The organism is Streptomyces sp. NPDC058683 (genome assembly GCF_042716195.1).
Lineage (GTDB): Bacteria > Actinomycetota > Actinomycetes > Streptomycetales > Streptomycetaceae > Streptomyces.
The window spans coordinates 94,588-107,033 of record NZ_JBHXSK010000043.1 but is presented as its reverse complement, the minus strand read 5'-3'; the positions used below and the strand labels follow the sequence as shown (position 1 = coordinate 107,033).

7 protein-coding genes are annotated in these 12,446 nt (G+C 68.2%); 2 read left to right on the top strand and 5 right to left on the bottom strand.

The features are described from left to right. The 3 genes from ACFWXC_RS37985 to ACFWXC_RS37975 all read right to left on the bottom strand — a co-directional run. Positions 1-4,593, bottom strand: a 4,593-nt coding sequence (locus tag ACFWXC_RS37985) for an amino acid adenylation domain-containing protein (RefSeq protein WP_384486127.1), incomplete at its 3' end; no start/stop codon positions are given. A gap of 83 nt (positions 4,594-4,676) precedes the next feature. Further along, complete coding sequence (locus tag ACFWXC_RS37980) at positions 4,677-4,895, bottom strand: MbtH family protein (RefSeq protein WP_384486125.1); 219 nt, start codon at positions 4,893-4,895, stop codon at positions 4,677-4,679. Between the two features lie 55 nt (positions 4,896-4,950). After that, the gene (locus ACFWXC_RS37975; protein ID WP_384486123.1) at positions 4,951-5,784 is read right to left on the bottom strand and encodes an alpha/beta fold hydrolase; all 834 of its coding nucleotides are present in this window, start codon (positions 5,782-5,784) and stop codon (positions 4,951-4,953) included. Positions 5,785-6,459: 675 nt separating this feature from the next. Here ACFWXC_RS37975 and ACFWXC_RS37970 point away from each other — a divergent pair. Beyond that, the gene (locus tag ACFWXC_RS37970; protein ID WP_384486121.1) at positions 6,460-7,185 is read left to right on the top strand and encodes an aspartyl/asparaginyl beta-hydroxylase domain-containing protein; all 726 of its coding nucleotides are present in this window, start codon (positions 6,460-6,462) and stop codon (positions 7,183-7,185) included. Positions 7,186-7,215: 30 nt separating this feature from the next. Here ACFWXC_RS37970 and ACFWXC_RS37965 read toward each other — a convergent pair whose 3' ends face one another. Then, positions 7,216-8,481, bottom strand: a complete 1,266-nt coding sequence (locus ACFWXC_RS37965; protein ID WP_384486119.1) for a PLP-dependent aminotransferase family protein — start codon at positions 8,479-8,481, stop codon at positions 7,216-7,218. A gap of 524 nt (positions 8,482-9,005) precedes the next feature. On the opposite strand from ACFWXC_RS37965, the gene ACFWXC_RS37960 reads away from it, so the two are divergent. Then, positions 9,006-10,916, top strand: a complete 1,911-nt coding sequence (locus ACFWXC_RS37960) for an ABC transporter ATP-binding protein (RefSeq protein WP_384486117.1) — start codon at positions 9,006-9,008, stop codon at positions 10,914-10,916. Here ACFWXC_RS37960 and ACFWXC_RS37955 read toward each other — a convergent pair. After that, complete coding sequence (locus ACFWXC_RS37955; protein ID WP_384486115.1) at positions 10,913-12,421, bottom strand: tryptophan 7-halogenase; 1,509 nt, start codon at positions 12,419-12,421, stop codon at positions 10,913-10,915. The two genes, ACFWXC_RS37960 and ACFWXC_RS37955, sit on opposite strands and share 4 nt — an antisense overlap. Positions 12,422-12,446: the final 25 nt, after the last annotated feature.

The following is a 12,446-nucleotide window of genomic DNA, read 5'->3' as shown; positions in this document are numbered from 1 at the left end:
CTCGAACAACTCCGCCAACGTCACCCCCGCCACCACCACACCCGTGTCGTTCCACACCTCCACCACCCGCCGCCACTCCACCCCCGACAGCACCTGGATCCTGCTCACCCTCGCCTGTGGATCGGCGACCACCGCCTCAAACACGCGTATCAACCGGTCAGTGATCGACCTGACGGTTTTCGGGTCGAAGAGATCCGTCGCGCCCGTCACCGATCCCCGCAACGTCACGGTCCGGCCGTCAGGGCCGGTTACCTCGCCCACCGCGACGTCGAGGTCGAACCGGGACGGCAGCGATCCCACCGGCATCCATGTGACCTGCAGCCCGGGCAGCTCCAGGGCCGCCTCATCCATGTTCTGGCCGGTGAGCATCACCTGGAACAGCGGATGCCGGGACAGCGACCGGTCCGGTGCGAGAAGTTCCACGAGTCGCTCGAACGGCACGTCCTGGTGCTCCAGGGCGGCCAGGCTGGACTCCCTCACCCGTCCGAGAACCTCGGTGAACGAGGGATCGCCGGACAGGTCCGTACGCAGGACCAACGTGTTGACGAAGAACCCGACCAGCTCGTCCAGGGCCTGGTCGGTCCGCCCCGCGACCGCCGTTCCGACGGGGATGTCCTCCCCCGCCCCCGATCGCGACAGGAGCACGGCCAGCGCGGCCTTCACCACCATGAACACCGTGACACCCTGCTCGCGCGCCAGCGCCACAAGGCCGGCATACACATCGTCGGGGACTTCGAGCGCCTCGGTGTGCCCCTGATGCGAGGCGACGGCCGGTCTGACCCGGTCCACCGGCAGCGCGAGTTCCGCCGGAGCGCCCGCCAACGCCTCGCGCCAGTAGCGGACTTGGTCCGCCAGCACGCTGCCGGGATCCCCCTCCTCACCCAGCGACTCGCGCTGCCAGAGGGCGTAGTCGGCGTACTGCACCGGCAACGGCTCCCATTCCGGCGCGCGTCCCTCGCGTCGCGCCGTGTATGCCCGGGAGATGTCACGGGCCAGCGGCCCCAGCGACCATCCGTCGCCCGCGACATGGTGGATGACCAGCACCAGCACGTGAACATCCACGGCGGTCTCGATCAGCAGCGCCCGCACCGGAGCCTGCGCCGAGAGATCGAACCCGTGCGCTGCCTCGGCCGCGACCAGATCCGCCACCTGCTCCTCGGTGGCCCGTGCGACTCGCAGCAACTCCCCCACCTCGGCAGGCGACAGGATGTGCTGGTGCGGCTCACCGTCCGCCACCGGGAACACCGTGCGCAGCACCTCGTGACGTGCGACGACGTCCGACAGCGCCGCCCCCAGCGCGTCGATGTCGACCTGTCCGGTCAGACGCAACGCAGCCGGCAGGTTGTACGTCGGGCTCGGCCCCTCCAGCTGGGCCAGGAACCACAGCCGCCGCTGCGCGAACGACAACGGCACCCGGCCAGGTCGCTCCCGCCGCACCAGGTCCGCTCGCACCTGGCCGGTGTCGCCGAGGCATGCCGCCAGAGCCGCCGGAGTCGGTGCCTCGAACAGCATCCGAACGCCCACTTCGACGCCGAGGCGGGCCCGGACCCGGGACACCAGACGAGTGGCCAGCAGAGAGTGTCCGCCCAGACCGAAGAAGTCGTCGTCGGGCCCGACCCGGTCCAGGTCGAGTACGTCGGCGAACGCTTCGCAGAGCAGGCGTTCCGTACGGGAGGCGGGCGCGCGCCCACCGCTCGTCACCGCGACCCCCGGTACCGGCAGTGCGGCCCGGTCGAGCTTGCCGTTGGCGGTCAGCGGCAGTGCGGGCAAGGACACGAACCGCTCGGGGACCATGTACCCGGGCAGTCGCCCGGCGGTGTAACCGCGCAGGTCCGCGGCGAGGTCCTCGTCCGGTCGGGATGCGGTGTCGGCACCGTCCGGGACGACATACGCGACGAGCCGCTTGTCACCAGGCAGATCCTCACGGACGGTCACCACCGCCTGGGCAACACCGGGATGGGCGGCCAGGACGGCCTCCACCTCACCCGGCTCGACGCGGAAACCGCGGATCTTCACCTGGTCGTCCGCCCGGCCCACGAACACCAGCTGCCCGTCGGCCGTCCAACGGGCGAGGTCGCCGGTCCGGTACATCCGCTCACCCGGCGCTCCGAACGGACACGCCACGAACCGCTCCGCCGTCAGCCCCGTGCGGCCGTGATAGCCACGGGCCAGCCCAGCACCGGCCACATACAACTCCCCCGCCACCCCCGGCGGAACCGGGTGCAGATACCCGTCCAGGACGTACACACGGGTGTTGTCCAGCGGGCGTCCGATCGGCAACACCGTCGGCAGCGCCCCGGCGGCCGCGGCCGGGTACTGCGTGGCGCACAGGGTGATCTCCGTGGGCCCGTACAGGTTCCGCACCAGGATGTCCGGGCACGCCTCCAGCACCGCCGCCACCGCGGACGCCGGCACCACATCTCCGCCCGTCTGCACCTCGCGCAGGCCGGCGAAGCATCCGGGGTCCTCGTCGGCCAGCACCCGCAACAACCCCGCCGTCACGAACACATGGCTCAGCCCTTGTGTGTCGACCAGCGACCGGATCAGCCCGCCGTCCAGCTCACCGGCAGGGGCCAGCACCACGGACCCGCCACGCCCCAGCGTCACCCACAGCTCCAGCACCGACGCGTCGAACGCATACGGCGCATACCCCAGCACCCGCCCGGGTTCGTCGCCCCAGCACCGGTCGGACACCAACTCAACCAGGTCCCGCTGAGTAACGACGACACCCTTCGGCGTACCCGTCGACCCCGACGTGTACATCACGTACGCCGCACAGTCAGGCAACACCGACCCGAGCGTCACGGCCGGATCCACGGCCGCCATCTCCGCCACCACAGCCGGATCGTCCACACACACCACCGCAACCGCAGCCTCCGACGGCAGGACGTCCACCACCCCACCAGCCGTCACCACGCACGCCGGAGCCGCATCCGCCAGCATGAACCCGACCCGGTCCACCGGATACGACGGATCGATCGGAAGGTAGGCAGCCCCCGCCTTCCACACCGCCAGCAACGCCACCACCAGATCAACCGACCGCTCCAGCACCACCGCGACGACCGACTCCAACCCCACCCCACGCCCCGCCAGCACCCCGGCCAGCCGCGACGCACGATCATCCAACTCCCCGTACGTCACCTCCTCATCCCCGCACACCACCGCCACCCCAGCGGGATCAGCAGCCACCCGCTCCGCGAACAACACCGGCCACGACACATCCCCCACCACCACACCCGTGTCGTTCCAGCCCACCACCACCCGCTGCCGTTCCGCGTCCGTGAGCACGGGTACGTGTGCGGTTCGTTCGGTGGGGGTGGCGTGGGACATCCAGGTCAGGATGTTGACGAAGCGTCGGGCCACGTCTTCGGCGTCTGCGGAACTGTAGGTGTCGGGGTTCACGTCGACGGCGATCTGGAGTGGGGCATCGGTCGACCGGTGGTAAAGCGAGATGTCCACGTCATCGACGGGGCCGTTCGAGAGGTTGTGGGCCGTCGCCGTGCAGTCTCCGAAGCGCACGCCGTAGTCGAAGGACATGACGTTGACCGTGGTGCCGAAGAGCGGCCCGGATCCAACCCGGTTGAGGTCCCTGAGCATGTCCGTCTGCTGGTAGCGCTGGTGCCTGAGCGCGGTGCGGATGTTCCGCGACGTGGCCCGTACCACGTCGGCCAGGGGGGTGCGGGGGTCCAGTCGTGAGCGTACGGGGACGACATTGCTGCTCATCCCGGAGATCGCACGCATCCGGTGGCCGGTTCGCCCGAGCACGGGGATGCCGAGAATGAGGTCGTCGGCTCCGGTGAACCGGTGGAGGTAGGTGGCTCCCGCCGCGACCGCCAGTCCGGCCAGGCTGGTTCCGAACCCTCGGGCGGCCGATCTGATCTGCGCCGCCCGGCCCGCGTCGATCTCCACCAGATGCCTGTGCGGAAGGAACCGGGCCCGGCGGACGGGGGAGCCGCTCACCGTCACCGTCTCGGGGCATCCCGCGAGTGATTCCCGCCAGAATTCCCGGTCCTGCTGGAATTCCGCCGACTGCCGGTATTCGAGGTCCGCCGCGGCCAGCAGGGCGGACGATCGCAGTGCGGCTCCCGACGGATCGTCTCCGGCGAGGAGCGTGGCATAGATCTGTGCCACTCTGGCGGCGAGCACGGAGCCGCTGAAGCCGTCGCCCACCAGGTGATGGCAGCTCTGGTACCAGAAGTGACGTCGCTCCGAAATACGCACGACCGCGTTGGTGACAAGAGGTCCGCGCGCGAGGTCGAAGGGCCGTTTCATGTCGGTGCGCATCCAGTCGACCGCGGCCGCCCGGGGGCTGTCCGACGAGCTGAAGTCCAGAACATGGACGGGAAGCAGATGCGGCGGCACGGCATACTGCCGCACCTCGTTTCCGGAGCCTCGGAAACAGGCTTGGAACGCGTCGGCCTCGGTCAGCATCCGGCGGATCGCGGCCACGAAGAGATCTACGTCCAGATCTCCTTGGATATCCAGGTACTCGCCGATGGTGTAGATCGGGTCGGCCGGCTCGAGTTGTTGTGCGTTCCAGATGGCACGTTGTGCCGCCGTCAGCTCCCGACCGTCAATCGCCGCATCGAACATTCCTGGACTCCTCGACTGTCGAGCGCCTTCTGGCGACGCGGTGGCCACCTTCGTGTCCGGCCGGTGATCCGGCCTTCAACGTCTCAGGACTGGCTCTTCTCCATGGCTTCGATCAGGCTCTTGGGGCGGAGGTCCCGCCAGTTCGCCTCGATGTAGTCCAGGCACTCCTGGCGGCCCTTCTCTCCGAAGACGACCTGCCACCCGGCCGGCACGTCGACAAAGGTGGGCCACAGGGAATGCTGGCCCTCGTCGTTCACGAGCACGAAGTAGTCGGCATCGGGGTCCTCGAAGGGGTTCGTCATCTCGGTTCCTTTCCGATTCGGGTGGCAAGGGCGAACGCGGCGGGCTTTCGCCGGGTCAGTCGTCGTGCTTCTGCAGAAATTCGAGGATGGTCGCGTTGACCTCGTCGGGGCGTTCGAGGTAGCCGAGATGGCCGCAGGCCGAGATCTCCACGAAGTCGCAGTCCGGAATGGCATCGGCGACTTCAGCGCCCAGTACGGGTGGCGTGATGAGATCGTCGGTGAACGCGACGACCCGGCAGGGAGCCGTGACGTTCCGCAGTGCCGGGCGTCGATCGGCGCCGGCGAGACCGGCCCAGCTCTGCCCCGCGGCCACGCCTCCGCCGTTGTCCGGGATCTGGAAGACGTCCAGCCAGAGTGAGATCGCGTCCTCGTCGTCGAGGGTCGCGGGCGAGAGCATCTGGAAGACCGACATGGCCGCCGAGTACTCCGGTGGCAGCTGGACGCCGGATTCCGCGAGTATGCGATGAGCCGCCTCGTGCGCGCTCCGGGCCCTGTCGGAACGTGCCTTGGTCGACATCAGCACGGCACAGCGGACCAGGTGGGGCGCGCTGATCAGCAGCTCCTGCGCGATGAGCGCGCCCAGGGAGACCCCGACGACCCGGCAGGGTCCCAGTCGCAGGCTTTCGATCAGCCCTCTCGTGTCGTTGACCATGTCCGCCAGCGCGTATCTGCCCGGCGGGCAGTCGGACGGCGGTATTCCACGGTTGTCGAACGTGATGGCCTGATAGCCCGCGCGCACGATCGCCGGAGTCTGGTGCACGGTCCACACCCGCCCGGCGGCACCCGTGCCCATGATGAAGAGAACCGGCCGACCTGATCCGTGCCGTTCGTAGGAAAGCCGGATGCCGTTGGTCGGCAGCCGCTGCGCGCGTTCACCATTCAGCGCCATTTCCGCTGCCCGCGGTCTGATGTGATGCCGTTCCGGACGCGCCCTGCCGTGAACTCGGCCCACTGTTCCGGCCGGCGGCAATGGTCGTTGTGACTGATCGCCATGACGTGGCCCACGAGCCGGACTTCCTCCCCTTTGGTGAGCAAAAGACGCGTCGGCCCTCGGGCCCGATCTTCATCGTCATTGGATCTCTCGGCAGAACCCGGTGCAACCAGGTGAGCACGCCCGCTTTTCGCACTCCGATGGGCGCGATATCTGCCTTTCTGTGACGGCTGAGGACATGGCGCTACAGCACGGACACATGACCAAGGAGCCCGCCCCGACGAATACTGTCCCGCCAGCCAGGTTGGCGCAATACGGTGTCGTCGCTCACCCGTCGTCTCGACTGCCCGGCAAGGGCATCGGCACCGTGGCCTCGGTCTCCGGTCCGTGCGGAGGGTGTTCAAGTGCGGCATGGATTCAGTTGAACAAGGCCGGAGGCCCCTATCAGGTGCCATCCGGGTCCGCAACCGTACGCCGTGACACGGGCGTTCCGGATGGACGGGCAACCGGGCGGCCCGGAACGCCGACCACTGACTTCGGTGTGCCGAGTCCCTATGGTGTCTCGGGAGTGCGTGCGGTACCGGCGGGGGAATCCCCCAGGCCGGCACGGCGATTCCGGTGGAGGAGACACGGATGATCCGCAAGTACGTCAGAAAGGTCGTCCACTGGACGGAGAAGAAGAACCGTCAGCACTCCCTCGTGCCCACGACCCCTTTCATCACCGGTGAGAAGTTCCCCTGGGCACCCCTCATCGAGGCTCGCTGGCAGGAGATACGGTCGGAACTCGACACGGTGTTGGCCTATCGGGACGACCTGCCGAACTTCCAGGACATCTCGCAGGTACAGCGCGCGTTGACCCAGGACGACCAGTGGAAGACATTCATCTTCCACGGGTACGGTTTCTCCTCCGCCGACAATCTCGGAAGGTGCCCGAAGACCGCCGAGGCACTCGCCCGGATCCCGGGCCTGACCACTGCCTTCTTCTCGGTGTTCGGCCCGGGGAAGCGGGTGCCCGTGCACCGCGGCCCCTACAACGGGGTCCTGCGTTACCACCTCGCGCTGAAGATTCCCGAGCCCGCTGAGTCATGCGGCATCGAGGTCGGTGGCGAGACGCGGCACTGGCGGGAAGGCGGGGGCATGTTCTTCGACGACACCTACCCGCACGCGGCCTGGAACGAGACCGAGGAGGACCGGGTCGTGCTGTTCCTGGACATCGTCCGGCCGGTTCGTTTCCCGTACAACATCGCGAATCGGCTCGTCCTGTGGACGATCTCCCAGTCGCCCTTCATCAAGAGCGCTCAGCGCAACCAGCAGGCCTGGGAGCAGCGGTTCCAGCGGCTTCAGGCCGAACAGGCGTAGCACCGGGTCCGGCCGTCGCGTGGGGCCGGGTCACCCGTTCTCGGTCCGGTCGCTCCCTTGCACGCTCCGCGCCTCATGCTCGATGTAGTCGCCCAGCCTCTCGACGCCCTCGCCGATGTCCTTCTGGGTCAGGTAGCTGGTCGACAGGCGGATGCTGAAGTCGCCGCCGCCCTGCGGATAGAAGTAGGACATCGGGGTCCAGATGACGCCGAAGTCCTGCGCGGAGCGGGCGAGCGCCTCGTTGTCCGCGCGGAACGGAACCCGGACCGTCAAGAAGAATCCGCCGCTCGGCTCGTTCCAGCGCACGTGCAGGGCTTCGCGGACGGCGGGCGGGAAACGCCGTTCGAGATGCCGGAGGGTGGACCGCATGGCCTCCTGGTAGAAGGCCGACGTCTCGTTGTTGAGTCCGGCGGCCTGTCCACCGCCGGCGAGCAACATGCCGGCCACCGCGGCCTGGCTCAGCGGTGAGGTGTTCACCGTCACCATGCTCTTGATCTTGGCCAGTTCGTCCGCCAGCAGGCCGATCCGGTCCGCCGTGTCCGTCACGGGCTGGTCCGCGACGGCGAACCCCAGGCGGGCGCCCGGGAACAGCGACTTCGAGAAGGAGCCGAGATGCACCACCCGGCGGCGCCGGTCCAGGGCCTTCAGCGTCGGCAGCCGTTGTCCGCCGCCGACCAGCCGGTAGGGGCTGTCCTCCAGGACGAGGATGTCGTGCCGGTCGGCGAGTTCGAGCAGTTCGTGCCGGGTTCGCAACGGCATCGTGGTGCCGGACGGATTCGAGTGGTCGGGCACCACGTAGAACGCGCGCGGCCGGCGGCCGCGGGCGTGCTGGGCCAGGATCGCCTGTTCCAGATCGGCGCAGCGGAGGCCGTCCTCCTGTTCCTCGACCGGCACCAGTTCGACATCCAGCAGCCGGGCTACTCCGGTGATTCCGACGTAGCAGGGGCTGGCCACCAGGAGTACGTCGTCGCGGTCGGCGATGAGCGCCCGTACGGCCAGGAGCATCGCCTCCTGACAGCCCACGGTCACCACAATGGATTCCGGCGCGACGTCGATACCCTCGTCGCGGCGCAGCGACTCGGCGATCAGTGCGCGGATCCGCCCGGCGGTCGGCCCGTACTGGAACATCGCGTCGCGGATTTCCTCCGGGGAATTCCCGTTGTCCGCGAGGTGATCGAGGTATCGCTGAATGTGCTGGAATATCTGACTGGTGTCGAAGAAACCGTCGTAGGGGCGTCCCGGGGCAAACGAGATGGCTTGCGGATACCGCGAGGTGATCTCGTTGAGGAAATTCATCGTGTCCAGTGTCGGATCCGAGACGCTACCGTGGAGTTCGGCCCTGTGGAGTACGGCTCCGTCCGTTGCTGTTTCCTTGGAGAGCGGCGGGGCCGCCGTCCCGGGGAAATTGTCGGTCGTCAACGTCACCCTCCTGCACCGGGGGCGGTGGCCGCACATGTCGTGGCGGCACCGCTGCTCACCTGCCGGAATCCGTTCAACTGCGGCCTGGAGGCGGTTGAACGCCGCTCCGGCGGCCCGATTCGGTCCGCCGGCCTCACAGGACTGTGCCTTGAGACACCCATTCCGGCAATTTCGGGGTGTGTGTGCTGCTTCCGCGATGCTAACAGCGCATCTCCGGGCCTCACCAGTGACCGCGACCTCGCAATCGGTGACGGGACGCGTGTTGTCACTCGAACCCGCAACGGGGATACTCGGCTGGCGAATTGTCGATGTAAGGGGCGGATGCGTTTCGCCTTCCGGTCTGTCCGCGGCCGGGCTGCCACAGGACGCGGAGCATGATGACGAAGGAGGTCCGCGCCCCCATGACTGGAGGCACTGGGCCGGCTGGGCTACGCCTCGGTGGCCCGGTCACCCGCCAGCAAGTCAAGCCCGGCACATTCAAACGGATCATCCCCTATGCGAAGCCGTTCCGGTGGCGTCTGGGACTGCTGATGCTCGTGACCGCGTCCGACGCGGTCATCACCGTGACGAATCCGCTGATCCTGAAATCGATCATCGACGACGGTGTCGTGCCGGGCAGGCTCTCGGTCGTGATCGCGCTGTCCCTGACGATCGCTGCGCTGGCGGTGCTCGACGCGCTGGTCCTCTACGTGCAGATCAGGTGCTCGGCCCGGATCAGCCAGGACCTCATCTACGACCTGCGTACCCAGGTGTTCCGGCATGTGCAGCGCCAGCCGATGGCGTTCTTCACCCGGACGCAGACCGGGTCGCTCGTCAGCAGGCTGAACACCGATGTCGTCGGCGCCCAGTTGGCGGTGACGTCGCTGCTGTCGCAGGCGGTGTCGACCGGGCTCACGCTCGTTCTGGTGTTCGCCGCCATGCTCTATCTGTCCTGGCAGATGACGGTTGCCACCCTGCTGGTGATCCCCCTGTTCCTGCTTCCCGGCAGGATGATCGGGAGGAGACTGCAGCGGCTCACCCGGGAGCAGATGCAACTGGACGCCGACATCGCCTCCCTGATGAACGAGCGGTTCAACGTCGCCGGCGCGCTGCTCGTCAAGCTCTACGGACGGCCCGAGGAGGAGTCCGGGCTCTTCGAGAACCGGGCGGGCCGGGTTCGCGACATCGCCGCGGTCACCGCGGTGTACGGACGTTCCTTCTTCCTCCTCATGGGTCTGCTCACCTCGCTGATCACGGCCGTCATGTACGGGCTCGGCGGCAGTCTCGTCATCGACGGGAAGTTCCAGCTCGGCACCCTGGTCGCGCTGGTGACCCTGTTGACCCGGCTGTTCGGTCCGATCAACCAGCTGTCGAACATGCAGGTGAACGTGCTGACCGCGCTGGTGAGTTTCGACCGGGTCTTCGAGGTGCTGGACCTGAAGCCGCCCATCACGGAACGTCCCGACGCCCGCCCCGTCACGACCGCCTCGGACGACGGTGCGCCGGAGATCGAGTTCGACGACGTGTCGTTCAGCTACCCGGCCCCCGGGGAGGTGTCCCTGGCGTCCCTGGAGTCGATCGCGACGGCCGTTCCCGAACGTACGGACCGCACCAAGGTCCTGGACGGGGTGAGCTTCCGCGCGCCCGCCGGCCGGCTGACCGCGCTGGTCGGCCGTTCCGGGTCGGGCAAGACGACCGTCACACGGCTGGTGCCCAGGCTGTACGACCCCGACTCGGGGACCGTACGCATCGGCGGCCAGGACATCCGGGACGTGACCCTGGAGTCACTGCGCGAGACGATCGGCGTGGTCAGCCAGGAGGCCCACCTGTTCCACGACACGATCCGGGCCAACCTGGCCTATGCCCGGCCCGACGCGGCCGAGCGGGAGATCGTCGAGGCATGTCGTGCCGCGCAGGTCTGGGACGTGATCTCATCGCTGCCCGACGGGCTCGACACCGTGGTGGGTGACCGCGGCTACCGTCTCTCGGGCGGCGAGAAGCAGCGGATAGCCATGGCACGACTGCTGCTGAAGTCTCCGTCGGTCGTGGTGCTGGACGAGGCGACGGCGCACCTGGACTCGAAGTCGGAGGCGGCCCTCCAGCGCGCTCTGACGATCGCGCTGGAGGGCAGGACCTCGCTGGTGATCGCGCACCGGCTGCCGACCGTCCGTGACGCCAGCCAGATCCTGGTCATCGACGAGGGCAGGATCGCCGAACGCGGGACGCACGAGGAACTCCTCGCGGCCGGCGGGCTCTACGCGGAGGTGTACCGCACCCAGTTCGCCCCGCAGAAGGCCGCCCCGGTGGAAGGGGGACCGGCCGACTGCCGCTAGCGGACCGTCCGGCCGGCCTGCGGCGTCCGCCAGAACATCCCGTCCGGTGAACTGACCAGTCCGCCGGGGAAGAGCGGTGTCTCCTCCTCGGAGTCCTCGCCCAGCATCGCCTGGCTCTGGACCTGCCCGCCCTCCCGCATGGCGTTGCGGACCACCTCGGAGCGGAAGAGGGGGACCATCGTCTCGTCGGCTCCCGTGGCGATCCGGTCCACGGCGTCCGAGAACTCCGCCGACCGCGACCGCAGATCCGCCACGGTGGTCCGGCTGTCGGTGAGCACGCTCTCCCCGGAGGCGACACCGCCGACGAGTTCGATGAACGACTCGAACTCCGCCCCCGAGCTGCCGGTGACCTTCTTGGCCTGCCAGAAGTACGACCCCTCGGCGACGTTCATGTCGTAGAAGGCGACGAGGAACTCGTAGAAGACGCTGTACTCACGGCGGTACCTGGCCTCGAACTCCCGGAAGGCGGCCGCTTCGTCGACCGTGCCCGCGAGGACGCTGTTGATGGAGCGTGCGGCCAGCAGGGCGCTGTAGGTGGCGAGATGGACACCGGACGAGAACACGGGGTCCACGAAACACGCGGCGTCTCCGATGAGGACCATGCCGGGGCGCCAGTACGCCGTGGCCTGGTAGGAGTAGTCCTTGCGCACCCTCAACTGCCCGTACTGGCCCGTGGTGACGCGCTGCGCATCGGCCAGGTACTCCTTGACCAGCGGGCATTCGTCGATCAGCGCGAGGAGTGCCTTCTCGGGATCGCCCTGGACCTTCTGCGCCATGTCGTGCCGCACCACCGCTCCGACACTGGTCAGTTCGGGGCTGAGCGGTATGTACCAGAACCAGCCGCTGTCGAAGGCTGCCGAGAGGATGTTCCCGGAGTTGGGTTCCGGAAGCCGCTTGCCGCCGGTGAAGTAGCCGAAGAGGGCGAGGTTCCTGAAGAAGTCCGAGTACTTCCTGGCGCCTCCGGCGCTGCCGTGGATCTGGCTCTTGTTGCCGGACGCGTCGACCACGTACCTGCTCCGGATCTCGTGCCGCGTCCCGTCCTCGCCCGTGTAGCCGACTCCGCCGACCCGGTCGCCGTCCTCCAGTACCCGGCCCACCGCCGTCCCCTCCCGGACGTCCACGCCGAGGCGGCGGGCATGGTCCAGCAGGATCTGGTCGAACTTCGACCGCTCCACCTGGTAGGCGAAGGAGGACGGCCCGGCCATCCTCGGCGACACCGAGAAGGAGAAGGTCCACGGGTCGCGGTTCGTTCCCCAACGGAACGTCCCGCCGCGCTTCTTCGTGAAGCCCGCGGCGGCCAGTTCATCGGCGACGCCCGTGAGGCGGCAGACCCCGTGCACCGTGGACGGCAGCAGTGACTCGCCGATCTGGTACCGCGGGAACCTCTCCTTCTCCAGGAGCACCACCCGGTGTCCCTGGAGGGCGACCAAGGCGGCGAGGGTGGAGCCGGCCGGGCCCCCTCCCACCACGACGACGTCGGCTTCTTCGGTCTGCGCCTGCTCCATGCCAGTCCTCCGCCCGGTAGCTCAG

Coding starts and splice junctions, on each gene's coding strand:
- ACFWXC_RS37955 (WP_384486115.1), bottom strand. CDS start 12,421: ATGGAGCAGGCGCAGACCGAAGAAGCCGACGTCGTCGTGGTGGGAGGG.
- ACFWXC_RS37975 (WP_384486123.1), bottom strand. CDS start 5,784: ATGGCGCTGAATGGTGAACGCGCGCAGCGGCTGCCGACCAACGGCATC.
- ACFWXC_RS37960 (WP_384486117.1), top strand. CDS start 9,006: ATGACTGGAGGCACTGGGCCGGCTGGGCTACGCCTCGGTGGCCCGGTC.
- ACFWXC_RS37965 (WP_384486119.1), bottom strand. CDS start 8,481: ATGAATTTCCTCAACGAGATCACCTCGCGGTATCCGCAAGCCATCTCG.
- ACFWXC_RS37980 (WP_384486125.1), bottom strand. CDS start 4,895: ATGACGAACCCCTTCGAGGACCCCGATGCCGACTACTTCGTGCTCGTG.
- ACFWXC_RS37970 (WP_384486121.1), top strand. CDS start 6,460: ATGATCCGCAAGTACGTCAGAAAGGTCGTCCACTGGACGGAGAAGAAG.